Below are 24,965 nucleotides of genomic sequence, written 5' to 3' on the forward strand. Positions count from 1 at the left end.
AATGTTTCGCACCGAGTGCCATCCGACCCTCATCGGGCGGAAACGACGGGGTTGAAATTCGCTTAGACGACTTGCGACCGATGAGTCGGATTTCGGTGATCTCAAGAGCTTGTATCGGAAGTCAGGGAGCTTTTTTAACGCCGGCAGCCGCGAAAATCAAGGTGGTGCCACGAGAAATTCGCCAAAAAAGTCCCGCTAATCCGGTCTTCGAAATTGGCGCGCAGAGCACGACGCTCGTGGTACGGCTACTTGTTCCAAGCTGAACAACTGCAGGCGCTGATTCTCATCGACCGCAAGAAATTTCTGCGATTGGTGTTTCGCAGTGAAGCAAATGCACCGACAAAACGCGGAATCCGCATAAAGGCGGTACTCCAGCTTCCGATAAAAACACTTGAGCAGCAGTCGTGTGGCTATCCGCCTCTGAGGCAACGACTATTCCAAGGCCGACCTCGCAGTCTGACGCCGCAGCGGCAAAGGCTGTTCAACACCCGCATCACCTTTGGGAGGGAATGTTCGTGCCGACTGCATCGGGTGAATGCAGACAGTGTCGGAGACCACTTCGCCGGAACGGGATTGACGGGGGCACGCGTTTGTGAGTCAGAGTCGCCTCTCCGTTCTCGCCTTGGCCCTCCTGCTACTGCTCGGTTCCGCGCAGAGCTTTGCCGCGCGCCGCGTGGCAGTGTTGTACGCCGATTCCAGCAAGCACACAATGCGCACCATTGCCGGACTGGAATGGTCGCTGCGCGGCTGCAATCCTCCTTGCAGTCTGATCATCCACTATCTCAAGACCCAGGACCAGGCGCAGGTCGCTGTGATTAACGACTACAAACCGGAATTGCTGGTCACCGTCGGCACGACCGCCACCGCATTCGCCGACCGCAGTTTCCCGAGTTTGCCGATCGTCTTCGCCAAAGTGCTCAACCCAATTGAATCCGGCTTCATTACATCCTGGGACAAGCCGGGGTCACATGTCACCGGCGCCGCCCTGGACATTCCGGTCGACCAGCAGATTCAGCGTTTTGCCGAAATCCTGCCGGGACTCAAACGTATTGGCGTGATCTATACCAAGAGCACGGCGCGGTTGGTCGCGGAAGCGCGACGCGCGGCTGCAGCACTGGGTCTGCAATTGGTGGATATTGCCATTGCCACGAGCAAGGAGCTTCCGACCGCGGTCGACAGTCTCTGTCATTCCGTTGACGGCATCTGGACGGTCGCCGATGAATTGCTGTCGTCACCGCAGTTCATCCGGCACACCTTGCTGGAAACGCTGCGCTGCGGCGTACCGATCATGGGCTTCAATCAGAATTTCGTGGAGAACGGCGCTCTGTTCTGTCTCGAGGCCGACTACAAGTTTATTGGCCGCCAGGCCGGTGAACTGGCCTTGCAGTTGTTGTCCGGGCGCGAATTGGCGAGCGTCAAGCCGACGACTCCGGACGTGGTCTATCTCTATCTGAATCTTAAGTCCGGAAAGCTGCTCAATGTCAACCTGTCGCAGGAATTGATCAGCGTCGCCAAGGAGACCTACTGATGTCGTTGTTGGAACGCATCCATAATCGGGTCGGCCTGAAGTGGCGTTTGATTATCGGCGTCAGTGCGTTGCTTCTGATCAACTCGCTGATGTTGTCGATGTTCTTGCTCGATGAGTTTTCCGAGTCGGCGCTGGATGGGCTGCGTTCGCGGGGCATGTCGCTGGCGCGGAACATGGCGCATAATGCCGAGTTTGGCGTGATGCTCGAAATCGAGACGGAGCTGGAAGGCCTGGTCAACGGCATCCTGACCGAACCGGAGATCTTGTTCGCGCAGATCTATACTGCCGACGGGCGAGTCTTGCATGAAGGTCATCAACCGGAGGTCAAAGACGGGGCGGTACGCATCGGCGACGCGGCCGAGCACATGGAGAAGATGTTTACAGCGACCGATGCCATCGTGGCCGCGCACGATCACTCCCTGTCCGACGCCTTTGACTACATCGAAATCGTCGCTCAGGTGCGCTCGCACAAGAACGACGTCTCCCGCGAGGAACTCGGTCAGGCGAGCACCGCCGCCTTGACCAACCAGGGAGAAGTGATCGGCTTCGTGCGGATCGGCATCAGCACCAGCCAGACTGTCTCCAAGATCAGCGAAACACGACAAATGATCGTGTACTCGACCTTGTTGCTGGTCATGCTCGGGATCTTGCTGTCAGTGACGCTGGTGAAGATGATCGCCAGCCCGATCAATACGCTGGTCGAGGCGACCGAAACAATTGCCTCGGGTAATCTGTCGCAGCGCGTCAAGATGCAAGCCGATGCTGAGCTGGAGCGCTTGGCCGAGGCCTTCAACACGATGTGCGATTCGCTCCAGCGCACTCAAAATGAACTGGAGATGCATAACCAGACATTGGAGCAAAAGGTTCGCGAACGGACGCAGAAGCTGGAAGAAGTACAGAAGCAGGTCATTCAGTCGGAAAAGATGGCCGCAGTCGGCCAATTAGCCGCCGGAGTTGCTCACGAGCTCAATAACCCACTCGGCGGTATCCTCGGCTACGCGCAATTTGCGCTGGAGAAGCTGCAAAGCGGCAAGCTCGACGAACGCGACTATGCCAACTTCCAACGTTACCTGGCTGATATCGAACTCCAGGCGCGGCGCTGCAAGATGATCGTCAAGAACTTGCTGAAGTTCAGTCGTTCCTCCGATAAAGCGGAGTTTGATCTGGTCGACGTCAACGCGGCGCTGGAAGAGACGTTTGTCTTCACGCAGCATCAACTGGGGATGAAGGATATCCACCTGACGGTCGAACTGGAGCCGAACCTGCCGAACGTGCTCGGCAATGTCAATCTGCTGCAACAGGTGTTTACGAATATTCTCATCAACAGCATGCAGTCGATGCCGCAGGGCGGCGATTTGGTGGTCCGCACGCGACACAATCCACCGGTCGGCGAATTCGGCGGCGCCATCGAAGTGTTGTTTACAGACAGCGGCATCGGTATTCCCGAGGAGAACCGCGCCAAGATTTTCGAGCCGTTCTTTACGACCAAGAAAGTCGGAGAAGGTACCGGACTGGGGTTGTCGGTGTCTTACGGTATCGTCCGTGACCACGGCGGCGACATAAAACTCGATTCCCAGGTCGGCGTCGGCTCAACTTTTACCGTCGTTTTACCGATTGTTAAAGAGAAGGCTCGCGTGCCCATAATTCAGAATACCTAAAGTATCAAGGTGCAGGATGCCCGACCCAAAGAAGATATTAGTCGTTGATGACGAAGAAGTTATGCGTGAGTTTCTGCTGGAGGTCTTTTCGGCGCAAGAGCCGGTCGGCGCTCACAACGGTGAAGAAGCTCTGGCGGTGATTCAGCAGAGCCAGGTCGATCTCGTCATTACCGACCTGAAAATGCCGGGGATGGACGGGTTGACGCTCCTAAAGAAGATTAAGGAGCACAACAAGTCGATCAAGGTCATTGTGGTGACTGGCTATGCATCCTTGCAGACCGCTTCAGAATGTATCCAGGCCGGCGCCGCCGACTTTCTCAAAAAACCGTTCTCGATCGCGCAGATTCGTGCTGCGGTTCAAAATGCTTTGGGCACGATATGAACGAGCCACGCTCCATCAAGTCGATCCTGGTTGTCGACGACACCGAAATCATCCGGGACCTGTTGGCGGACGTTTTGCGCAACGATGGCTATCAGGTCGAGAAAGCGCCGAACGGAATCGAGGCTGTATCCAAGGTGGCGCAGCAGCATTATGATCTCGTGTTTACGGATATGCACATGCCGCGGCAGGATGGCCTGACCACAGCGCGCAAGGTGCACGAACTTGACAAGCGCACAATGGTAATTGTAACCGATTCCTATCCCGACAAGCTCGGCCGCGCCACTGAGAATCCCGGCGTGGTCGGGACGATCTGCAAGCCGTTCGACCTGGCAGAGTTGCGAACGGTGTTACAGCGCGCCGAGGCAATTGCCGCGGAGCGCAGCGCAGCGAACAGAGGAGAGACAAAATCGCAGGCGACGCCGCTAAAATCCTGATCGTCGATGATGAAGAAATCGTTCTTCACTTTGCCACCGACGCCCTCTCGACTGTGGGACACACAATCTTGTCCACCCCCAGCCCGCAGGAAGCCCTGCGCCTGGTTTCCCATGAGAAGTTCGATTTCGTACTGACCGACATCAAGATGCCGGACATGGACGGGATCGCGCTGGCGCAGCGCGTGCTCGAGATCGATCCCGAGGTCGGTATTCTCTTCATGACCGGCTATGCCGATGTCGAGACCGCCAAGAAGGCCATCGCGACCGGGGCTTATGACTACATTATGAAGCCGTTCGAATTGGCGGAAATCCGGAAGTCGGTGGCCACGGCCTTTGCCAAGCGCCGCGAGTTGCAGAAGAAGCAGGGCGCCGGCGGACTGCAGCACCTGTCCAATCTGATGGGTGCCCTCTACACTGCCGGCGACTCCGAATCACTGATTAAACTGGTGTTGCGGTTCGCGCTGTTTCATTTCGGCTTGAAGGAAGGCATGGTCGTTTTCTACAACAAGGCCGCCGAACTGGTTCAAGTTGTGCTTGGCACAGCCGGCCAGGACACACATTTAGTCAAGGCCGAACCGGCGCCGGCAGCGGAGTTTCCCGAAGATTTCTTCGCCGCCGGCGAATCGGAATACACCGGTAAGATGAACCAGCATCCGGCGCTCCGCCGACTGCTGGGCCTGCCCGCCTTCCGAGGATTAGCGGAACTCCTGAGCGACAACGCCGGATCCTATTGTTTCTTCTCGCTGCCGGCCACGGACAAGCTCAAACTGGTGTTGGTGATTAAGAGCGATCAGCCGGTCAGTGTGACCGAGGCCGATCGCCAGATGCTCACCGTCTTATTGAGCCTTAGCTCGATCTCCCTCGACAATATCGTGCTGCTGCAGGAGGCGCAGTCGGCCATGGTACGGCTGGAGGATTTCAAGGATCATCTGGTCAGCATCGAGCGCGCCGCTACTCAGGGGATGATGTCGTCCGAAATCGCTCATGAGCTCAATAATTTCATCGCCATTGTCTTGTCGAATATTGAGTTATTCGAGATGAAGGCGGCGGGCGCCTATCCGGAGTCCGCAGTCAAGTATCTGGAAAACGTGAAGAAGAACATCGGCAAGTTCGAGAAGTTCACGGCCTCACTGTCGGCAGCCGGCAAGCTGGATACCAAACGACAATCTTTCGATCTCAATGAACTCATAAATGAAATCGCCACCTTCGCCCGCCACCAGCGGCGGTTTCGCAAGATTCGTCTCGAGTTGACCCTGGATAATGCGCTGCCGCAAGTCTTTCTCGACATGTCGCAGATGCAACAGGTACTGTACAACATGATCAATAACGCCGCCGATGCAATCGGCGCCGAGCGAGCCGACGGCGTGATCAGAATCAGCACCTGGTCTGACGTTGAAAAGCACGCATTCAAGCTGGTCGTGCAGGATAACGGCTGCGGCTTCAGTCCGGAAAATCTGCAGAAGGCATTTCGCGACCGCTTCACTACCAAGGAGCACGGCCACGGCTTCGGCCTGACGGTCTGCCGCAAGGTGGTCAAGAATCACGATGGCACGATTGACGTCGAATCCACGCCCGGCCACGGGGCGTCCATCACGATTTCGATTCCGCTTGCCGATCCACAGACCGCACAGACAGCGCCCGCCGCGATCGCAGCACCGGCCGCAAGCTGAACCACCACGGTTTCCCCATTAGCTCTTGATGGAGTGTAAGTTCCGATCTGAGCGACCGCTCAGTTGGTCAGGACTGTCAGGAGAATTTGGAATTACCGCAGCCGCAACTCGTACCCGGCTTGCTACCGCTCGAGGATGTGGCAAACGTACTGAAGAGGCGCTCGAGTCGATCGGAGGCACAATGCGGGCAACGTTGCTCGTTGGCGACGCGCTCACTGGCGACCAGCAACTCGAATTTCCGGCCGCATTCTTTGCAGCAGTATTCATAGATCGGCATCGCGGTCTTTCCCTTCACTCAATCTCAGTCCAATCAGGGCGCCCAAAGCAGCACCAACCAGCGTCGTCGCCCACGGCGACGAGGTGATGCCTCACGTACTATGGCAGCCGATGAAATAATAATAGAGGTACCCCGCAATGGCAAGCGCCGCGGCCGAGATCAAAACGATTGACGTAGATTTCATAGTCATAGCATCGACGCACCTCGCGTCAAACATGATACGCAAAAATCGACAAATGGTGGGAATTCCCCGAATTAAGGGGCTCGAAAATCCGCTTGCCGCCGGGATCGTGAAGGCATATCGTGCCTGCAACCGGGGAGTATGTCATGAAATATGAGTTGAAGCGAATCGCGATCTGGCCCGCCGTCAAAATCTCATTCTTGGTGCATCTGATACTTGGTTTTGTCGTGGGCATTTTTTATGCACTCTTTTTTGCGCTATTGATGTCGCTGCCGGCGTCGATGGGTGACGCTGATCTGGCGGCATTGTCGGCGTTCTCGGGAGCGCTCGTTGTGTTCCTGCCGTTTATTGTCTCGATCTCGATGGCGGTTTTCAACACGATCTTCATTGTGATCGGGCTGGTGATATTCAACTTCTTTACGCGGATCGCCGGCGGGCTGGAGTTTGAGCTTGCGCCTCTGGCTGAAACCGCACCAGTGGCGGTCGCCAGGCCGATGGCACCACCGCTACCCACCGCTGCACCGCCGAGCCCAACGGAAGCGCCGACAGCACCACACTCGCCGTTCTCCCCCCCAATCAACACCGGCGAGGAACCACCGCAAGCACCGTCATTATGAGCTTTCAAGAGATTCGTGTTCGTATCGCGCCGTCACCAACCGGGTATTTTCATGTCGGTACCGCACGCGCCGCGCTGTTCAACTGGCTCTTCGCCCGCCATTCCGGTGGCAGGTTCCTGCTGCGCATTGAAGACACGGATCAGGAGCGCTCAAAACAGGAATATGTTGATGTCATCCTCGGTGGACTGAAGTGGCTGGGGCTCGATTGGGACGGCGACGTAGTCTATCAATCGCAGCGGCTGCATACCTACAAGCCGTTTGCGGAGAAGTTAGTTGAAATGGGCAAGGCCTACCGTTGTTTCTGCAGCGCTACCGCACTGCAACAGAAACGCGAAGCGGCACAGGCGGCTAAGGTAGACTACCACTACGACCGCACTTGCCGTTCGCTCAGTCCGGCGCAGGCAGAAGCGAAAGTCGCGGCCGGCCAGGCGCACACCATCCGCCTGGCGCTGCCGACCTCCGGTACTGCCTGGTTCGATGATGTGGTGCTCGGAAGGATTGAGAAGGACTACCGCGATCTCGATGACTTCATCATTCTCAAGTCAGACGGCAACGCCATCTACAATTTCGCGGTGGTGATTGACGATCATGAAATGGGGATCAGCCACGTGATCCGCGGGAATGACCATATTGCCAACACTTTTCTGCAAAAGGAAATCTACACCGCGTTCGGTTGGGACTTGCCGGTGTTCGGCCACCTGCCGCTGATTCTGCGCATGGACAAGTCGAAAATGTCAAAGCGCAAAGGCGACAAGAGCGTGGATGAGTATCAGCATGAAGGGTACCTGTCCGAAGCGATGTTCAATTTCCTGGCGCTATTGGGTTGGTCGCCGAAGGACGACCGCGAGAAAATGTCGCGCCAGGAACTGATCGACGCATTTACGCTCGAGGGCATCAACGCCTCCAATGCCGTCTTCAATCCGGAGAAGCTAACCTGGCTTAATCATCAGTATGTAATGGAGAAGTCCAATCACGAACTCGCGGAAATGGTAGCGCCGTTGCTGGTCGAGTCGGGATTGACAACAAAGTACTACCTGGAGACGCGCTGGCAGTGGTTGATGAAGATCATGGGATTGCTCAAGGAACGCTGTCGCTTGATTACGGAGTTTGCCCCGGCCGCGAGCTATTTCTTCACCGAAAACTTCACCTATGACGCGAAAGGCGCACTCAAGGCATTCACGTCAGAGGGCGCCGGATTTCTCAAGAAACTTGCCGAGCGTTACACGGCGCTGCCGGAGCTTTCGGAATCGGCTGCGGATCAGACGTTGCGGTCGCTGGCAGAAGAGCTGGGAGTCAAGCCGGCGGCCATTATCCATCCGACACGGCTGGCGGTATCAGGACTGACCGGCGGGCCGTCGCTGTTCGCGATGCTGGAGCTGATCGGCAAGGAGCGAGTGATCGCTCGACTCCAGCGAGCGGTCGAATTCATTTCGTCGAGAACTTAGGAAACTCCGGAGTGGGGGTTACTTGGCTGCAGCAATTGTCGTCAAGACTAACGAGTTGTACTTGGTATCGACGGTGTCATAAGCGGAAGTCACTACGGCCGGGACTTTGCCCCCGGTCAGTAACACGCCGACATCGCTGCGAGTATACATTGTGAGGGCTTTGTAGACGCCGTAACTGGTCGCCAGATTCGGCCCGATCAGCAGGTCAGCTTTGCCGGCGACTTCACCCTTGGCGCCCTTTTCCTTGGCTGCTTCCTCAACGATCGCCACATCCATCGAGAGCGGCCCGTCCACAAGACAATTCTTAATCTGCCCTTTGTCGACCATCTTCGCGATCACAGCTCCGACGATCGTAACCGGCATTTGGGGATAGATCACTTCGACAGCGGCCAGCATCGCCACTTTCGGCAGTGGGTTACCCAGTTTGCGCGCGACCACGACGGCATTGTTCACGATATCAACCAGGTCCATCATCTCCGGCTGCGGGTTGACAACCGGATCAGAGGCGAGCAGGAGACGATCAACTTTGTCGCTCTTGAACACCGCGATGCCGGTGACAAGATTCTTGGCGACGCGGAATCCGAGCCGGCGTTCGAACAGCAGTGACAAGAAGTCCTTGACGCCAAAGACGCCTTTGCCGATACCGCCGACCTTGTTGTCGCGGATCAATTCCAGTGCCTGATAGGCCGAGTAATTCGCGTCGGGCGAGCGTACCAATTCCCAGCCGCGCACTTCAATTCCCGCCTCGTTGCCGGCTTTGAGGATTGACGCCTCATCCCCGATCAGCACCGGTTTGACGAGACGATGCTTCATCGCACGGTCGATCGCCTGGATCAACTTCGGTTCATGCGGCTCGACAAATGCAACCAGGAGCGGATCAACCGTCTTCTCCCGCGCCAGTCGTTCAAGCGCCGCAAAATCCTTGATCATGCGCGCCCTCGCCGATAGAAATTGGCCAACAAGCAGGCAATCGAGATCGACGCCAGTTTATTGCGCGCCGTATCGGTACGAGACACCAGACTGACCGGGACTTTGGCGCCGACGATCACGCCGGCAAAGGTTGCCGGAGCCAGCAGGATCAGTACCTTCGAGATGATATTGCACTCTTCGATCGAGTCGACGAGGAAGATGTCCGCATCACCGGCGACGTAGTTTTTGATGCCGCGACCGAGCGCCACCTCGCGACTCGTGGCCGCGTCCAACGTCAGCGGGCCGTAGACTTCGCAGTCCTTGATGAGACCGTCCTTACTCATGGCAGTCAGTTGGGCGGCTTCAGTCGTTGCCGGCAGTTTCGGGTGGATGTAGTCGACCGGGGCCGAGACGGCCACTTTCGGCGTTTCATAGCCCAGGCAATGGAAGAGTTGGACAGAATTGTTGATCATCTGGAGCTTCTGCTCGAAGTTTGGCTTGACCACCATGCCGCCGTCCGTAATACCGATCAGTTTGTGATAGCCGGCGAAACCGAGCACTGCGACATGATTCAGTGTATCCGACGCGCGCAGGGCGAAATCACGCGATAACACCGTCTTGAGCAGGCCGGAGGTTGAGATGAACCCTTTCTGGATCAGATCGGCTTCACCGTTGTCGGCGGCCTGAGCAGCCAGGTAAGCTGACTCGTTGGCGTCTTTGGTGCTGACAATCTTGAAGCCGCTGAAGTCGATCCCGTGCTTTTCGCCGATCTCGCGCAATTTGGCTTCCGAGCCGTAGAGTGAGAAAGTCGCCGTGCCCAGTCGAGCGGCTTCAGCACATGCCTTCAGGACGTCATCATCCTCGGCCGCTGCTACCGCCACCCGAAACGGGCCATGCTTTGAGCCCAGGGTCTTGGCTGCATCAATGATACCGTCAGCGGTGGTGATTGTCCCGTACTCGGTTGCCATGTGGTGAATGTAGCAATCTTGAAGATCAGAGTCAACCATTGCGCTCTGCTGTTACAAAATCGACCGAAATTGGCTTTCGTGCGGCTTGACTTGCGGCGCGCCAGCATCTATCGTTGACATTCAGGTAGGGAACGTGCACATCCCCCTTGACTCGACTACAATGCTCTAATGATAAACCCGCGGAGGGACCGTGAATTTCAAGAAGATCGGAATTGTCGGATTCGGGCAGATGGGATCAGGTATCGCACAAGTAACGGCGGCAGCCGGATACCAGATCATTGCCCGCGAAGAGAAAGAGGAACTGCTTCAAAAAGGAATCAAAGGGATCGAGAAACTGCTCGACAAGGCCATCGAGAAGGGCAAGGCAGTGGCTGAGGACAAGAGCAAGGTGCTGGGCAATATCAGGACCACCACCAAATTGGAGGATCTTGCCGACTGCGATTTGGTCATCGAGGCGGTGACGGAGAACCTGGAGGTCAAGATTCCGATCTTTCGCGCGCTCGACAAAATCTGCAAGCCGACCGCGATCTTCGCCTCGAATACTTCGTCGCTCTCGATTACCGATATGGCGGTGGAGACTTCGCGTCGCAGCCAGTTCGTCGGCCTCCACTTTTTCAATCCAGTACCGGTGATGAAGCTGGTGGAAGTTGTGCGCACCGTCATGACCGATGACCAGAGTTTTGCCGACGCAGTGGCGTTTGCCGAATCGGTCGGCAAGACCGTGGTGCGCGCCAAGGACTCGTGCGGTTTTGTCGTCAATCTGCTGCTGGTGCCGTACTTGATCGATGCGATCCGCTGGTATGAAGCCGGGCTGGCGACCAAGGAGGACATCGACAACGGCATGAAGCTGGGCTGCGCCCATCCGATGGGACCGCTGGAATTGACCGACTTCATCGGGCTCGACACGATCATGTACATCGGCGATATCATGTTCGAGGAATTTCGCGAACCGCGATACGCCTCGCCGCCGCTGTTAAAACGAATGGTCAAAGCGGGATACCTGGGCCGCAAGTCGGGTCGCGGGTTCTACGAGTACAGCAAGAAGTGAGGACTGAATGACTTACAACAATATCTTGGTCGAGATCGATGGCGCGAAGGCGAAGATCACCTTTAACCGGCCCAAGGCGCTGAATGCACTCAACTCCGAAACGCTCAAAGAAGTCCAGCACGCGTTCACAGAGTTGGAGAATGGCGGTCAGGTTCGCGTCGTCATCTTCACTGGCGGCGGTGACAAGGCTTTCATCGCCGGCGCCGACATCGCCGAACTGAAAGAACTCGATGTCGTCCGCGGCAAGGCTTTCGTTGAGCTGGGCCATGCGGTGCTGGCGCAGATCGAGAATTCGAAGATCGTGTCGATCGCCGCGGTTAACGGTTTCGCACTGGGCGGCGGCTGCGAGTTCATGATGGCGACGGACATTCGCATCGCCTCGGAGGTCGCCAAGATGGGTCAGCCGGAAGTTAATCTCGGGATTACGCCCGGCTTTGGCGGAACACAGCGGTTGCCGCGTCTGGTGGGCAAAGGCCGCGCGAAGGAACTCACGGTGACTGCACGGATCATCAAGGCTGACGAGGCACTGAATATCGGTTTGGTCGAGAAGGTCGTTCCTGCAGATCAGCTTCTGGCTGAAGCCGACAAGATGGCGGCCACGATCTTATCGAAGTCGCCGGTGGCGGTGTCGTACGCCAAGGAACTGATCAATCGCGGCATGGAAGTCGACCTCGACAATGCCAACGCATTCGAAATTCAAGCGTTTGCCGCCCTGTGTGCCACGGCGGACAAGAACGAGGGCCTGGGCGCATTTCTCGAGAAGCGCGACACCAAGTTTTCCGGCAGATAATCGGCAGTGACGGTGGTTGTGGCCGACCTGGCCACGACCGCTGTCTGCAGGGCTTACCGACGTAACGTTCCTTGATTTCGCATCGACTAATCCGTTATACTGAGTTTGTATGATCGTCGGACTAATCGGACTCGGGCTCTCGGGCAAGACCACCATCTTCAATGCCGTGACGCGGGGCAATGCTGAGGTTTCCAGCTTCCAGTCGCAGAAAGGCGCGTTTAACCGCGGTCGAGTGTTAGTGCCGGATTCGCGTGTGGATTGGCTGGCGACACTTGAGAACTCGAAAAAGAAGACCTTCGCCGAAGTCGAGTATATCGATGTCGCGGGATTCTCGGGTGAGAAGGAAGCCAGCGTCGAAAATGAAATTCCGCAGGTCCTGCGTGAATGTGATGCGCTGGCGCATGTTGTGCGCGGCTTTGCCAACGATGAGGTACTGCATCCCAAGGGCTCGGTCAATATCAAACGCGATATCGAGACCCTGGAGGAGGAGCTTGTCTTTGCCGATTTGCTGTTGATCGAGAAACGAATCGACAAGGTCGAAAAGCAGGCAAAACTGGTTAAAGACGATAAGGTGCGGCATGAGTACGAAGTGCTCAAGAAGGTCAAAGAGGCACTCGAAAGTAATCAGGCGTTACGTGCGACCGATCTGACGGCTGAGGAACTCAAGGCGATTCGCGGTTTTCAATTTCTATCACTGAAGCCGTTGCTGGTGGTCATCAACATCGGAGAGGAAGATCTGCCTCGTCTCCCGGCGCTCAACGCCGAATTCGCCGCTTTGTCGCAGCGTCCGAACACCGATTCTGCGGTGGTTTGCGGCAAGATCGAGATGGAATTGGCGCAACTCAGCGACGACGACCGCAAATCGTTCATGGCGGATTTAGGCGTCCGGGAGTCGGCTCTCGACCTGTTGATTAAGAGGTCTTACGACCTGCTCGGCCTGATTTCGTTTTTGACGGCGGGCGAGAAGGAATCGCGCGCGTGGACGGTGCGCAAGGGATCGACGGCGCCGACAGCGGCCGGCGTAATTCACGCCGATCTCGAACGCGGGTTCATCCGTGCCGAGGTCGTACACTACGACGACCTGAAACGCCATGGTTCGCAGGCGGAGGCCAAGAAACACGGCCTAGTGCGGCTCGAAGGCAAGAACTATATCGTACAAGACGGCGACGTCATTCTGTTTCGATTCAATGTCTAAGACGCCGCGCTTCCCCGCTCTTCCGATTAATCTCCTCTCGGTGCTGGCCATTTTTCTTCTGGCTGCTCCCTGGCAATATCCCAATTCATGGTGGGGGCTCAACCTGCTGCAATTTCACGACTGGTCGGTGCGGACAATTGTCTTAATCGCATCAGTGCTTTGTGCCGCGTCGGTGATATTAGGAGGCGAGAATCTGCGCCTCGGCGAGTTGCCGCGCAAGCTGTTGATCTATCTCGGCGTGCCCGCGCTGCTGACCATCCTGTTCATCGCTCTCAGGGTGCGCGCGCATTTTCTCGGCGACGGTCTTCTGCGCGCCCGTGAGATCGAGGTCGGGGTGTCGTGGTTGCCGACTGAGCCGCTGGCGCAACTCGTCAACTTCGTCATGTATCAGTTGACGAATGTTCCGCTCGGTTTCATTGGCACCGATGCCGTCCGAATCGTGTCGTTTATCGGCGGGATTGCCTATTACTTCGCCTTGCTCTGGTTCGTGCGTACGGCCTTCGTCGAGCCGGCGCTGCGCCTGCTGATGTTTATCGTGTTGTTCTTCTCCGGGACGACGCTGCTGTTTTGCGGTTATGTCGAAACCTACATACTGATACCGGCGTTGATGGCCTTATTCTTTACCGCCGGTATCAAGGCTCTGCGCGGCGAAATTCCACCGTTAGCGGCGTGCGGGTTCTATCTCCTGCTGGTGCTTTTCCACTTCAAGGCACTGATTTTCGCGCCGTGTTTACTTGTGGGCGCCTATTTCGCCCATCGCGACGGCCGCAAGGGAGTAACGCTTCTCTACAGCGCTGCCGTCGTGCTCTCGGTGGTCCTGGCGGCGGTCGTGCCGCGGCTCTCGACACTGCCGACCCTGGGAGTCAGTCAATTGATCATGGGGCTGAGCCCCTCCGAGAGCAGTTACACGCTCCTGTCGTCCCAGCATTTGATTGACGTCATCAACGAGTTGTTCCTCACAGCCGGGGTGGGGTTGATTCTGATCGTCGCCTCCCTGACAGTCAAGCCGCGTACCTCCTGGCGCGAGCAACGCCCGCTGTTGTTGGTTGCGGCGGCACTCCCGGGTGCAATCGCGATGCTGCTGCTTCTGCACTCACGATTGGGCTACGCCGTTGACTGGGATCTGTTTTCCGCCGCCGGGTTGACTGTAACGTTCTTTGGCGCAATGCTGTTCAGCGAGTACAAGGAATTCCGCGTGTGCCAGGTAGCGCCCATCGCACTCGCGGCGGTCGCATTTGCACTGTTTTTCTCCTTTGCCGCTGTAAACGCCAGCTTCGAAAAGGCCACGCAGCGACAGATTCAAATCTTGAGCCTGTATGATCTCGAGGGCGCGGTGGGATTCGAGATGATGGGCAATCACTTGCGTAACGAGGGCAACATGGTGCTGGCCGAACGGATGTGGAAGCGTTCGTTGGCGCTGCGACCGCATACGCGCATTTACGCCAACCTGGCGCAACTCAGCCTGAATGAAGGCCGCTTGACCGACGCCAAATATTATTGTGATAAGGGTCTTGAATTAGACAGCACGGCGGCGGCGTTGTGGACGCACCTGGGACAGGTCTACACACGTCTCGGCGACTACGATCGCGCCATCGATGCGCAACAGAAGGCAATTCGTTACGAACCGCGCGATCCCGTATACTATCACAACTACGCCATTACTCTCGGCTTGATGCAGCGCTGGGCCGAGGCCGAGCAGTATGAGCGCGAGGCGTTGACGCGGATGCCAAACGACCTCAAGGCGTTGCTCGGACTTTGCGTTGCATTGATCAACCAAACCAAACTTGACGAAGCCGAGATGATCTGTAACCAGATGATGGCGATCAATCCGATCACGCCGGATCCGTACATGTATCTGGCGCAGATATTCGACCGGCGCGGACAAATCGACCGGGCGCGCGCCGTACTCACCGGTTATCTCCAGAACTATCCAGATAGCCCCGCGACCGTGCGCATCAGCGAGATTCTGGCAGAGCTCAATCGCCGATCCGGTGGCTAAGTCCTTATCTGCAAATGGGTAGTGAAGCTTTTTGCGATTTTTACGATATAGTACATGTAGTCCCCAGTTTGGGAGTGAATCACCGGGATGCAACGTTTCGCTCTCTGGATGGTTGATCTATAGGAGGTTGCATTGCAGGCGCCAGTTATGACGAAGAATGATCAAACCCCGATGACGGAAAAGGTCATGCCGATCCTGCCGCTGCGGGGGATGGTGGTGTTTCCTTACCTGATCATGCCGCTGATGATTACCGATCAGCGGCAGGCAAAGCTCGTTGACGATGCCCTGATGGCGGGTAAGACCATCGGCCTCTATACGCAGCGGGAGAATCAGGGCGAAACCAACGACCCGCAAGACGTCCATTCAGTCGGTACGGCGGCAACGGTCCTGAAGATGTTGCGTTTTCCCGACGGTTCGGTACGATTCCTGGTGCAAGGGCTCCATCGCATCCAACTCAAGTCGATCCGCGAGACGGAACCGTTCATCATGGCCGAGATCGATATCCTCAACGATATCGAATCATCCGGGGTGAAGATTGAAGCCCTGAAACGCAACGTGCTCGAGTTGGTCAAGACCGTGGTCGAACTGGCCTCCAACGTCTCGGAGGAAATCTACATCACGGCTATCAACCAGGAGAGCCCGTCCAAGCTGGCCGATTACCTGGCCTCCAATATCAACCTCAGCATCGCCAACAAGCAGGATTTGCTGGAGACGCTCGACGTCCAGCAGCGGCTCGAAAAGCTGATTCAGCATCTCAACAAGGAAGTCGGTGTGCTGCAGCTGTCGAAGAAGATCCAGAATGAAGCGGCTCATGAGATGGGGCGGATGCAGCGCGACTACATCTTGCGCGAACAACTCAAAGCGATCCGGAAGGAACTCGGCGAGGATGATGACCGCAGCAATGAAATCGAGGAGTTCCGCAACCGGATCATCGAGAATGGATTGCCGAAGATCGCTCGGGAAGCGGCTGAGAAGGAACTCGACCGGCTCGCCAAGATGAATCCTTCGGCCGCCGAGTATATCGTCAGCCGCACTTACCTCGATTGGATGACGACTCTGCCGTGGAACCGGTCGTCTGATGAAGCTCTCGACATCAACAAGGCCGGGAAGATTCTCGACGAGGACCATTTCGGTCTGGAGAAGGTCAAGGAGCGCATCCTGGAGTTTCTCGCGGTGCAGAAGCTCAAATCAGAACTCAAGGGCCCGATCCTTTGCTTCGTCGGTCCGCCCGGCGTGGGCAAGACCTCATTGGGACGTTCAATTGCCCGTTCGATGGGACGGAAGTTCCAGCGCATTGCCTTGGGCGGCATGCACGACGAGGCAGAGATTCGCGGTCATCGCCGCACCTACATCGGTTCGCTGCCGGGTCGGATTATCCAGGCGATCCGCCGCTGCGACACCAACAATCCGGTGATCATGCTCGATGAGGTGGACAAGATCGGCAAGGACTTCCGCGGCGATCCATCCTCGGCGCTGTTGGAAGTGCTCGATCCGGAACAGAACAACAGCTTCTCCGATCACTACCTCGATGTCCCCTTCGATCTGTCCAAAGTGATGTTCATCACTACCGCCAATATTCTTGACACGATCCCATCGGTGCTGCTCGACCGGATGGAAGTTATCCGCATCCCGGGTTACACCGACAAAGAGAAACTGGCGATTGCCAAACGCTATCTCGTGCCGCGGGAGATCGAAAACCACGGTCTCAAGAAGACTGATCTGCAAATCGCCGATGAGGCAATTCTGAAGGTGGTTCACGATTACACTCGCGAATCGGGCCTGCGCAACCTCGACCGCGAGTTGGCGGCGATCGCCCGCAAGGTTGCCAAGAAAGTCGCGACCGGGCACAAGGGCCGCGCCACCGTCAAGGCCAGCGATGTCCCCGATTATCTCGGACCCGAGCGCTTCATTTCCGATCGGATTCCGCGCGAGGGCGAGGTTGGAGTCGTGCCGGGACTGGCCTATACCTCGGTAGGCGGCGATATCCTCAACATTGAAGTCACCCGAATGGCGGGTAAAGGGCAGTTGACCTTGACCGGTAGCCTGGGCGATGTCATGAAGGAGTCCGTGCAAACGGCGCTGTCGTGCGTCCGCTCCTCTGCCGCTGATTTGGGTATCGATTCCACGATGTTCGACAAGATTGACCTGCACGTGCACGTCCCGAGCGGCGCGGTGCCGAAAGATGGTCCGTCGGCCGGGATTACGATTGCTACGGCGCTGGTCAGCCTTCTTTCTGATCGTCCGATCCGCCCCAAGGTGACGATGACCGGTGAAATCACGCTGCGCGGCGTAGTGCTGCCGATCGGCGGCCTGAAGGAAAAGTGTTTGGCCGCTCTGCGCTATGGCTTCAGAGAGGTTATCATTCCGCGTGACAACGAGAAAGACTTAGTCGATCTGCCGCCGGAAGTGAAGTCGCATATCAAGTTTCACAGCGTCGAACGAGTCGGCGAGGTCTTCCACCTCGCGTTCCTGCCCGCAAAACCGGCGCGCAGGCGTAAGTAGCCTGTTGAGGGCGGAGATTGGACCGCCCTCGATTTGTCCCCCAACCGCCGCTTGCCGACAACGGCACTTCGTTATTGCTTACCCAAATTCACATTGAACCTTTCGTCGACATTCGCGTATTATCTCCCAATGCTGGAAACCACTGAACGACAGCGCACGGACTTCACCGAAGGCTCAGTTTTGGGCTCGATTCTCAGGATGGGGCTGCCGTCTATGATCGGCTTCTTGTCCCAGCACCTCTATTCCGTGGCCGACATGTTCTGGGTTTCGCGGCTTCCCGAAGGCGAAAACGGCGTTGCTGCGATCACGTTTTTCACCAACCTGATGTGGATCCTGTTCGCGTTCAACAGCCTGATCGGTCCCGGTTCGGTGGCAATTATTTCCCGCCGATACGGGGAACGCGATTTTGATCGCACCGAAACGGCGATCAAAGAGACACTGATCCTCAAGCTCTTTTTCGGCCTACTCGTCAATATTGTCGGTCTGATCTTCCTTCCCATCATGCTGCGTCTGCTCGGTGCCGAGGGCGAGGCTTATGCCATGGGTGTCACCTATGGCCGCATTGTAATCATCGGGTTACCGGTGTTCTATGCGGCCTATTCGATCTTCACGGCGCTGCGTGGCGTCGCCAATCCCAATTTGGCGATGGCGCTGATGATCGGCTCAAACGCGCTGAACGTCATCCTCGATCCGTTGCTGATGTTCGGCTGGTTCGGGTTGCCCGCGTATGGGATCGCCGGCGCGGCCTATGCAACCGTTGCCAGTTTCGCCATCTGTTTTGTCGTAGGGATGTTGTTGTTCCTCTCGCCGTATGTCAATGTCCAGCTGCATTTGCGCAGCCGGGTGCCCGTCTCGGTCGCGTCGATGTGGAAAATGCTCTGGCTCGGTGTGCCGGCCTGGATCGGGGAGCTGTCGTGGTCGCTGTCACGTTTACTGATTACCCCGATCATCGCCACCTTCGGAACCGGCGTGGTCGCGGCGTTCGGCGCCAGTATGCAGGTGTTCGGCTTCGGTATCGCTTTGATCGTCGGCATCGGCCTGGGGCTGTCGTCGCTGATCGGCCACAACCTCGGCGCGCTCAAGTATGTACGGGCCAAGACGACAGCCGATCACGCGATCTGGCTGGGGGCAGGGATTATGGGCACTCTCGGTCTGCTGACGTTTGTCTTTGCCGAAACCTACATGCGGATTTTCTTCGACAATGCCGAGACTATCCGACACGGCGCAACCCTGCTTCGGATTACGGCGGTCGGCTACCCGTTTTTTGGCGCGTTCATCATGCTCGAGCAAGTGCACCTGGGTGTTGGTCTAAACACACCTTTTATGATCGTCAGCATTATTCACTCCTGGGCGCTGCAAGTGCTGCCGGCGGTCATCGTCACACAGGTATTTGGCTGGCCGCAGACGGCAGTCTGGTGGGTTCTGACGATTTCCGGGATGATTACGACGGTGGCCTTCTACTGGTACTATCAGCGGGGTCGCTGGCTGACGGCCAAAGTCTGACCTCCGCCTTGCTATTTGACTCCAACGCAAACAACGCATACCTTGACGCTGAATGTACGCGAGACGCATCATCGGCATCGACTACGGCCGGCGGCGCATCGGCATCGCCTACTCCGATCCACTGCGCATGACGGCGCAGCCGCTGGCCACCATCGTGCTGAAATCCCCGGCGGAAGCCGCCGAGCGGGTCCGGCAGGCGCTGCTCGAATTCGACGTCGAACTTGTCATCATCGGCTTGCCAGTCTCTCTCTCCGGCGGCAGCCACGGCCAGATGGCCGAGGAGATCAAGATCTTTGCGCGACGGATCGAGGAGTTCGGTTACCGGGTGCGCCTCGAAGATGAACGCTTCACTTCCAGTCAGGCCAAGGATGCACTGCGCGCCGGCGGCAAGAGCGAAAGACAGATGCGCGGCAAACTGGACGTCATCGCCGCGCAGTTGATCCTGCAGGACTATCTCAACGCCCACTATTCAAAATGATTGATGCGAACTGCCCGCGACATTCTGCTCTGGCTCGTTTCCACGGTATTGCTGTTGCTGATCTTGCCGCTGCTGCCGCTGCTCCTGGTGATCGAAACGATGGCACGTAAGAAAGTCTGGCTGAGACTCGCCCTGGTCATCCTGATCCTGGCCGGCGGCGGTGGGATTATGCTCTATCGATCAGTCATGGAACCGATTGGATCGGCGGGGGCATCCTACAATATTGTCATCCATCCAAAGGATGACGCCGGCGACCTGCGGCAGCGCCTGGCTGAAGCAGGATTGCCGGTGAATCGGCGGCTTTACAACTTTTTCATGAGCCATACCGGCGCCGACAAACACCTGCAGCCGGGACGATATCACGTCCCGGGCGGGATCTCTCACTGGGAACTGGCAAAATTCTTCCGGAAGACAATGCCGGAACTGAGTCGAGTAACAATCCCTGAAGGTCTGACGCTGAAGGAGATTGTACCGATTCTGGTACACGAAATTCCCACCGATTCAAATGAATTGGTGAAGCTGCTCGAAGATGCGCGATTCTGTGAGGAACTCAATATCCCCGCGCCTTCGTTTGAGGGTTTCTTATTCCCCGAGACGTATTCGTTCTATCCCTATCAAGAGCCACACGAAGTAGTCCGCACAATGGTAGCAATGTTTCGGGAGAAATTCACGCCCGAGATGGAGCAACGGCGGCAGAAGCTGAATCGCCCGCTGCTGGAAATCGTGACACTGGCATCGATGATCGAAGCCGAAGCCGCCGCCGGCTCCGAGCGGGAGCTGATCTCGTCAGTCTTTCACAATCGCCTGCGCCAGGGAATGAAACTCCAGTGCGATCCGACAGTGATCTATGCGTTGGGTGGACTCGATCGACCGCTCTTGCGCGATGACCTTGACTACGACTCGCCTTACAATACCTACTTGTACTCCGGTCTGCCGCCCGGTCCAATCGGTGCGCCGGGGCTGGCGTCGTTGCACGCAGCGCTGTTTCCGGCGACCACCGACTACTACTACTTTGTCGCCACCGGTGACGGGCACCACATCTTCACGTCAACGCTCGCGCAGCACAATCAAGCGGTCGCCCGCGCAAAGCGGATGTGGCGGGCACTCCGTCCGTAGTGAACACAGCCCGTGGCACTATTTGCCCGCGTACCCCTGCAGTTCATCGTACTTCTTCACCTGCTCAGAGCTGAGAACCGCCTTCATCTGCAAGTGAGCGCGCATATGGGCGAAACGCAGGTCGCCGCGTAGCTGCGCGATTTTCTTGACTAGCTTCTCCAACTCACTTTCAGTGATCTTAGCGCTGGCGCACAGCCTGTCCAGGCGCTGTTCTTCTTTGACGATCTGCTCACCCAGCTCGAGCGCCCGGCGCTGCTGATCATTGAAGATTTTCTTGGTCGCGGCAATCTGATCATTCGTGAGCTGCAGTTCCTGGGTGTACTCAAGCACATGTTTGGGTCCGGGGTAGTGGTTCAGCTCGGCCGCGTCTGCTAGTCCCATGCCATAGCCGTTAAGATAGCCGTCGATTTCCTCCTGCGTGAGAGCCTTGATTCTTCCGCTGCTTGACGAGCCGACCGCAGCGGTCGAAGTCGACTCGCTTCGCCCCGATTGCAGCGGCACCAGCAGAGCCAGGCACCCCGCCAGCACAACAGCGCGAATCATCGCGAAATTGATTCCCGTGATCATACGTCTCCATACTTCTTGCCCAGTAGTTACCAACTTCCTTCTACTGCGTTAGCCGCGCAAAGATTCACGTTGATCACGAAAATCTTATTCAATTGATTCAACAGCCGCAGATCGATAGATTCGGAATCGGGATGCGATACGGCACAACGATCTCTGAGGAAGTCCGATGAACCTGCCCAATTTCCTGACGATGGTGCGCATTGTGCTCGCGCCGGTGTTTATGGCATTGTTCATCGTCGATAATGCGTGGGCCAAGTTCTGGGCAATGATCATTTTCATTGTCGCCGCGTTGACCGACTTGTTTGACGGCTACTATGCCCGCAAGTACGGCATTTCCACGAGTTTCGGGAAATTCTTCGACCCACTCGCCGACAAGATTCTGACCTCGCTGGCCTTCATCGCCTTCGTCGCCCTCGGTTACGTACAGATGTGGATGGTGCTGCTGATCATTCTGCGCGAATTTCTGATCACCGGGCTGCGTACGATCGCCGCCTATCGCGGCGTCCTGATTACGCCGTCCTGGTCGGCTAAGGCGAAAACGTTTCTGCAAATGACATCGATTACTGTGATACTGCTGGTCATCAACGCACGCACGTTTCTGCCCTTACTGGAGATCGAATGGCCGTGGCTGAAGTCGCCGGCGCCGGAACGCATGATTTTTTGGCTGATGTTCGCGACGGTCGCCATTACCGTCGGCACCGGCATTGACTATCTGTGGAAGAGCCTGTATCTTCTGCGCAACACAATGAAGTAGGCTGCTTGCGAAACTTTCTGATCAAATGCATCGCCACCGGGCTTGGCTTCGGCCTCTCACCGACCATTCCCGGCACGACCGGCACGATTCCCGGGGTTGTGCTGGCCTGGTTCCTGTTTCCTCTGGGGATTCCCACCCAGATCATCAGCACCGTCGTGATGTTGGCGGTCGGGGTCTGGGTTGCGACCGAAGCCGAGCATTTCTTCGGCCACGACGGCAAACCGATCGTCATCGACGAGATCGCCGGCATCATGGTGAGCTATTGTTTCGTGCCGGTGACCTGGCAGAACTACCTGGCCGGATTCGTGATCTTCCGTATTCTCGATATCATCAAACCGTTTCCGGGACGCTATTGGGAACGCACTTTGCCGCGCGGTTGGGGTATCATGGGCGATGACTTCGCCTGCGGCGTCTACACGAATCTACTTTTGCAGGGACTCATCTACCTTAGGCTGTGGTCATGATCGCGGAACTCATCATCGTCGGCGAGGAAATCCTCTCCGGGCAGACGGTCGATTCCAATTCGGCCTATGTTGCGCGTCGACTGGCGGATATCGGCATCGAGGTCGCCCGCAAGACCACGGTCGGCGACCGGCATGACGATATCAGGGAGGCGATCCAGACAGCCTGGCAGCGTTCGCCGGTCACGATCATGACCGGCGGCCTCGGGCCGACGAAGGACGATGTCACCAAGAATGCCATTTGCGCTGCATTTGACCGCAAGCTGGTCCTCAATGACGAGGTGATGAGGCGTCTCGAAGCGCTGTTCCAACAGCGCAATCGCAAGATGCCAGCGATTGCCCAAAGCCAGGCGCTGCAGCCGCAAGGCGCCGATCTGCTCGTCAATCCGATCGGCACTGCCCCCGGGATTGTTTTCCAGGACTCTGAGCGCTTCTTCGCGGCGCTGCCGGGCGTGCCGGCGGAGATGGAAGCGATTCTCGATCAGGCGATTATTCCATACCTCTCCAAGCGCCCGGGGCGCGGGGCGATCATCATTCGACGCATCCGCACCATTGGCATCACGGAGACCGAGATCGCGGAGACCATCGCCGAACTCGAACCGGCCGGCGAGAGACTCAGGTTGGCATACCTGCCAAGCTACAAGGGTGTTGATTTGCGCGTGACGGCCACGGCATCGATTCCGGAAGAGGCCGAATCTGCCGCCGATCAGTTGGTCAAGGCAATCTGCCTCAAGTTGGGAGACTACGTCTTCACAATCGGCGAAGAGTCAATGCCGGATATCATTGCCCGGCTGTTGATCGCACGCGGACAGACGCTCGCGACGGCCGAGTCGTGCACCGGTGGACTAATCGCAAAGCGGCTGACCGACCTTCCCGGCAGCTCGCAGTTCTTCGTCGGCAGCGTAGTAGCCTATGCCAACGCGGTCAAATCGGCAGCCTTGAATGTGCCGACGGAACTGATTGCCGGACACGGCGCCGTCAGCCACGAAGTTGCCGAAGCGATGGCGTGTGGCGTGCTGCAATTAACCGGATCCGACTACGCGGTGTCGGTGACCGGTATTGCCGGACCAGGCGGCGCGACGCCGGAGAAGCCGGTCGGGCTGGTGTACGTCGGCTATGCTGATCGTAAGGACAATGTGTCCGTTCTGAAGCTCAACTTGTTCGGCACGCGCGAGCGCATCCGCGAGCGCGCGGCCACGCAGGCGCTCGACTTCTTGCGCCGGAAATTGCAGCCGTAGTATGCGCCTCTTTATCGCCGCCCGAATTCCAACGGTTACGCAAGATCAGGTCGGCGATTTCATGGAGCAATTCCTCAAGCTGCCGGGGCGGGTCAAGTGGGTCGAGCCGCACAATATTCATATCACGTTGAAGTTCCTCGGGGAGACCGCGCCCGAATTGCTTGAGTCGGTGAAATCTTCCATCCGCGTTGCCGCAACCGGATTTGGCCCCTTTGATGTCACCCTGCGCAACTGCGGCACGTTCCCGAATCCGCGGGCACCGCGCGTGTTCTGGGTGGGAATCAATGATCCGGAAATGAGGTTGGCTGCGATCGCTGCGACGCTTGACCGCGAGACCACGCAGCTTGGTTTTGAGTCGGAGAAGCGGGCCTTCTCACCTCATCTGACACTGGGCCGCGTCAAGGAACCGGAACGACTGGAGGCGCTGAAAGCGGCCTTTGCCCGCGCTTCGTTCGGGCCGGTGCCCGTACATGTCGACGCAATTCACTTGATCGAATCGCACCTTCGACCCTCTGGGCCACTCTATAAGGATCTTGCGGAATTCAAACTGTAGCTATTCACCTGCCGTCGCCAAGCTGACTTCGTTTTCACATCGCCAGTCTCCGAGCCCACAAGTGCACGCAAATCCTGACTGCAGCGAGTCCATGTTTTGGTTGACTCCCTTTCACGGCGCTGCTTCCTTGAGCAACAGAAATGGACATGTTCGCATTCGAATGCATGCTCGCACTGGCTGTCTTCGCCGGGTTCTTCGGCGTGGTTTACCTGCTGGTTACGGTGCAGAATTTGCGCCAGCGCATCGGCAGACTCGAGAAGCTGCTGACAGAAGGCACAGTCTCGGCCCCCGTGCGACCTGCCGCCGCCGAAGCAGCACCGGCAACACCGGTTGCTGCCGCTGGTACTCCGCGTCTGGTACCATCGGCCGTGCCGCTGGGTTCCGGAACGACCTCGGCTGACCGGCTGGTTCGTTGGCTGCGCGAGGATTGGTTGCTGAAGCTCGGCGCCTTGCTGCTGCTGTTTGGCTTTGCTTGGCTGGCAACATACGCTTTCCTCAACAATTGGATCGGCCCGATGGGGCGAATCGCACTTGGGTTGGTCGCGGGCGCGGCGATTCTCCTCCTGGGTTGGTGGCGTATCCGCACATACCGCCATCAAGGCGGTATCTTCCTGGTTCTCGGCTCTACTACGATCCTGATTACAATCTTTGCCGCGCGCACGTATTACGATTTCTTTACTCCGCTCGCGGCG

23 protein-coding genes are annotated in these 24,965 nt (G+C 57.2%); 19 read left to right on the top strand and 4 right to left on the bottom strand.

Annotation, left to right across the window (positions count from 1 at the left end):
* Positions 1–592 precede the first annotated feature (592 nt).
* From IT585_03425 to IT585_03445, 5 genes are all read left to right on the top strand, one after another.
* Positions 593–1,528: a hypothetical protein gene (locus IT585_03425; GenBank protein MCC6962279.1), complete on the top strand. Its 936-nt coding sequence runs from the start codon at positions 593–595 to the stop codon at positions 1,526–1,528.
* Positions 1,528–3,186 (top strand): HAMP domain-containing protein, encoded by a 1,659-nt coding sequence (locus tag IT585_03430; protein ID MCC6962280.1) that lies wholly within the window; start codon positions 1,528–1,530, stop codon positions 3,184–3,186. Before IT585_03425 ends, IT585_03430 begins: the two co-directional genes overlap by 1 nt.
* A 61-nt stretch (positions 3,187–3,247) precedes the next feature.
* Positions 3,248–3,568 (top strand): response regulator, encoded by a 321-nt coding sequence (locus IT585_03435; GenBank protein ID MCC6962281.1) that lies wholly within the window; start codon positions 3,248–3,250, stop codon positions 3,566–3,568.
* A complete protein-coding gene (locus tag IT585_03440; protein ID MCC6962282.1) occupies positions 3,565–4,002 on the top strand; it encodes a response regulator in 438 nt (145 codons plus the stop codon). The genes IT585_03435 and IT585_03440 overlap by 4 nt, the downstream gene beginning before the upstream one ends.
* Positions 4,003–4,070: 68 nt before the next feature.
* Positions 4,071–5,672 carry a response regulator gene (locus IT585_03445; protein ID MCC6962283.1) on the top strand — a complete coding sequence of 534 codons (1,602 nt, stop codon included), beginning with the start codon at positions 4,071–4,073 and terminating at the stop codon, positions 5,670–5,672.
* Positions 5,673–5,748: 76 nt separating this feature from the next.
* Here the strand turns inward: IT585_03445 and IT585_03450 are convergent, their stop codons facing one another.
* A complete protein-coding gene (locus IT585_03450) occupies positions 5,749–5,949 on the bottom strand; it encodes a zinc ribbon domain-containing protein (protein MCC6962284.1) in 201 nt (66 codons plus the stop codon).
* A 327-nt stretch (positions 5,950–6,276) separates the two neighbouring features.
* Between IT585_03450 and IT585_03455 the strand changes: the two genes are divergently transcribed.
* Both IT585_03455 and IT585_03460 read left to right on the top strand, forming a co-directional pair.
* A complete protein-coding gene (locus IT585_03455; GenBank protein MCC6962285.1) occupies positions 6,277–6,747 on the top strand; it encodes a DUF3566 domain-containing protein in 471 nt (156 codons plus the stop codon).
* A complete protein-coding gene (locus tag IT585_03460; GenBank protein MCC6962286.1) occupies positions 6,744–8,192 on the top strand; it encodes a glutamate--tRNA ligase in 1,449 nt (482 codons plus the stop codon). The genes IT585_03455 and IT585_03460 overlap by 4 nt, the downstream gene beginning before the upstream one ends.
* Before the next feature lie 18 nt (positions 8,193–8,210).
* On the opposite strand, the gene IT585_03465 is transcribed toward IT585_03460, so the two are convergent.
* Both IT585_03465 and IT585_03470 read right to left on the bottom strand, forming a co-directional pair.
* Positions 8,211–9,122: a phosphate butyryltransferase gene (locus IT585_03465; protein ID MCC6962287.1), complete on the bottom strand. Its 912-nt coding sequence runs from the start codon at positions 9,120–9,122 to the stop codon at positions 8,211–8,213.
* Positions 9,119–10,108 carry a phosphate butyryltransferase gene (locus IT585_03470; GenBank protein MCC6962288.1) on the bottom strand — a complete coding sequence of 330 codons (990 nt, stop codon included), beginning with the start codon at positions 10,106–10,108 and terminating at the stop codon, positions 9,119–9,121. The genes IT585_03465 and IT585_03470 overlap by 4 nt, the downstream gene beginning before the upstream one ends.
* 151 nt (positions 10,109–10,259) lie before the next feature.
* On the opposite strand from IT585_03470, the gene IT585_03475 reads away from it, so the two are divergent.
* From IT585_03475 to mltG, 8 genes are all read left to right on the top strand, one after another.
* Positions 10,260–11,117 (top strand): 3-hydroxybutyryl-CoA dehydrogenase, encoded by an 858-nt coding sequence (locus IT585_03475; protein MCC6962289.1) that lies wholly within the window; start codon positions 10,260–10,262, stop codon positions 11,115–11,117.
* Between the two features lie 7 nt (positions 11,118–11,124).
* Positions 11,125–11,907, top strand: coding sequence for an enoyl-CoA hydratase/isomerase family protein (locus IT585_03480; GenBank protein MCC6962290.1), 783 nt, complete (start codon positions 11,125–11,127; stop codon positions 11,905–11,907).
* A 109-nt stretch (positions 11,908–12,016) separates the two neighbouring features.
* On the top strand, positions 12,017–13,102 hold the full coding sequence (ychF, locus tag IT585_03485; GenBank protein MCC6962291.1) for a redox-regulated ATPase YchF: 1,086 nt from the start codon (positions 12,017–12,019) through the stop codon (positions 13,100–13,102).
* Complete coding sequence (locus tag IT585_03490) at positions 13,095–15,101, top strand: tetratricopeptide repeat protein (protein MCC6962292.1); 2,007 nt, start codon at positions 13,095–13,097, stop codon at positions 15,099–15,101. The genes ychF and IT585_03490 overlap by 8 nt, the downstream gene beginning before the upstream one ends.
* Positions 15,102–15,248: 147 nt before the next feature.
* A complete protein-coding gene (gene lon, locus IT585_03495) occupies positions 15,249–17,603 on the top strand; it encodes an endopeptidase La (GenBank protein MCC6962293.1) in 2,355 nt (784 codons plus the stop codon).
* A 129-nt stretch (positions 17,604–17,732) separates the two neighbouring features.
* Positions 17,733–19,106, top strand: a complete 1,374-nt coding sequence (locus tag IT585_03500; GenBank protein ID MCC6962294.1) for an MATE family efflux transporter — start codon at positions 17,733–17,735, stop codon at positions 19,104–19,106.
* A gap of 52 nt (positions 19,107–19,158) precedes the next feature.
* Positions 19,159–19,584, top strand: coding sequence for a Holliday junction resolvase RuvX (gene ruvX, locus IT585_03505; protein MCC6962295.1), 426 nt, complete (start codon positions 19,159–19,161; stop codon positions 19,582–19,584).
* A gap of 3 nt (positions 19,585–19,587) precedes the next feature.
* Entirely contained in the window at positions 19,588–20,700 is a 1,113-nt protein-coding gene (gene mltG / locus IT585_03510; protein ID MCC6962296.1) for an endolytic transglycosylase MltG, read from the top strand.
* A gap of 18 nt (positions 20,701–20,718) precedes the next feature.
* Here the strand turns inward: mltG and IT585_03515 are convergent, their stop codons facing one another.
* A complete protein-coding gene (locus tag IT585_03515; protein ID MCC6962297.1) occupies positions 20,719–21,267 on the bottom strand; it encodes a hypothetical protein in 549 nt (182 codons plus the stop codon).
* 166 nt (positions 21,268–21,433) lie between these two features.
* Here IT585_03515 and pgsA point away from each other — a divergent pair, with 166 nt between their 5' ends.
* Genes pgsA through thpR form a run of 4 tightly spaced genes read left to right on the top strand, consistent with a single transcriptional unit; the run spans position 21,434 to position 24,273 of the window.
* Complete coding sequence (pgsA, locus tag IT585_03520) at positions 21,434–22,021, top strand: CDP-diacylglycerol--glycerol-3-phosphate 3-phosphatidyltransferase (GenBank protein MCC6962298.1); 588 nt, start codon at positions 21,434–21,436, stop codon at positions 22,019–22,021.
* A gap of 5 nt (positions 22,022–22,026) precedes the next feature.
* The gene (locus IT585_03525) at positions 22,027–22,485 is read left to right on the top strand and encodes a phosphatidylglycerophosphatase A (GenBank protein MCC6962299.1); all 459 of its coding nucleotides are present in this window, start codon (positions 22,027–22,029) and stop codon (positions 22,483–22,485) included.
* On the top strand, positions 22,482–23,720 hold the full coding sequence (locus tag IT585_03530) for a competence/damage-inducible protein A (protein MCC6962300.1): 1,239 nt from the start codon (positions 22,482–22,484) through the stop codon (positions 23,718–23,720). The genes IT585_03525 and IT585_03530 overlap by 4 nt, the downstream gene beginning before the upstream one ends.
* Position 23,721: 1 nt before the next feature.
* On the top strand, positions 23,722–24,273 hold the full coding sequence (thpR, locus tag IT585_03535; GenBank protein MCC6962301.1) for an RNA 2',3'-cyclic phosphodiesterase: 552 nt from the start codon (positions 23,722–23,724) through the stop codon (positions 24,271–24,273).
* The last annotated feature ends 692 nt before the right edge of the window (positions 24,274–24,965 follow it).

This window comes from Candidatus Zixiibacteriota bacterium, from assembly GCA_020853795.1.
Classification (GTDB): domain Bacteria; phylum Zixibacteria; class MSB-5A5; order CAIYYT01; family CAIYYT01; genus JADJGC01.

Coding starts and splice junctions, on each gene's coding strand:
- ychF (MCC6962291.1), top strand. CDS start 12,017: ATGATCGTCGGACTAATCGGACTCGGGCTCTCGGGCAAGACCACCATC.
- IT585_03500 (MCC6962294.1), top strand. CDS start 17,733: ATGCTGGAAACCACTGAACGACAGCGCACGGACTTCACCGAAGGCTCA.
- IT585_03515 (MCC6962297.1), bottom strand. CDS start 21,267: ATGATCACGGGAATCAATTTCGCGATGATTCGCGCTGTTGTGCTGGCG.
- IT585_03470 (MCC6962288.1), bottom strand. CDS start 10,108: ATGGTTGACTCTGATCTTCAAGATTGCTACATTCACCACATGGCAACC.
- thpR (MCC6962301.1), top strand. CDS start 23,722: ATGCGCCTCTTTATCGCCGCCCGAATTCCAACGGTTACGCAAGATCAG.
- IT585_03455 (MCC6962285.1), top strand. CDS start 6,277: ATGAAATATGAGTTGAAGCGAATCGCGATCTGGCCCGCCGTCAAAATC.
- pgsA (MCC6962298.1), top strand. CDS start 21,434: ATGAACCTGCCCAATTTCCTGACGATGGTGCGCATTGTGCTCGCGCCG.
- ruvX (MCC6962295.1), top strand. CDS start 19,159: ATGTACGCGAGACGCATCATCGGCATCGACTACGGCCGGCGGCGCATC.
- IT585_03490 (MCC6962292.1), top strand. CDS start 13,095: ATGTCTAAGACGCCGCGCTTCCCCGCTCTTCCGATTAATCTCCTCTCG.
- IT585_03465 (MCC6962287.1), bottom strand. CDS start 9,122: ATGATCAAGGATTTTGCGGCGCTTGAACGACTGGCGCGGGAGAAGACG.
- IT585_03460 (MCC6962286.1), top strand. CDS start 6,744: ATGAGCTTTCAAGAGATTCGTGTTCGTATCGCGCCGTCACCAACCGGG.
- IT585_03480 (MCC6962290.1), top strand. CDS start 11,125: ATGACTTACAACAATATCTTGGTCGAGATCGATGGCGCGAAGGCGAAG.
- IT585_03440 (MCC6962282.1), top strand. CDS start 3,565: ATGAACGAGCCACGCTCCATCAAGTCGATCCTGGTTGTCGACGACACC.
- lon (MCC6962293.1), top strand. CDS start 15,249: ATGACGAAGAATGATCAAACCCCGATGACGGAAAAGGTCATGCCGATC.
- IT585_03450 (MCC6962284.1), bottom strand. CDS start 5,949: ATGCCGATCTATGAATACTGCTGCAAAGAATGCGGCCGGAAATTCGAG.
- IT585_03435 (MCC6962281.1), top strand. CDS start 3,248: ATGCGTGAGTTTCTGCTGGAGGTCTTTTCGGCGCAAGAGCCGGTCGGC.
- IT585_03430 (MCC6962280.1), top strand. CDS start 1,528: ATGTCGTTGTTGGAACGCATCCATAATCGGGTCGGCCTGAAGTGGCGT.
- mltG (MCC6962296.1), top strand. CDS start 19,588: ATGCGAACTGCCCGCGACATTCTGCTCTGGCTCGTTTCCACGGTATTG.
- IT585_03530 (MCC6962300.1), top strand. CDS start 22,482: ATGATCGCGGAACTCATCATCGTCGGCGAGGAAATCCTCTCCGGGCAG.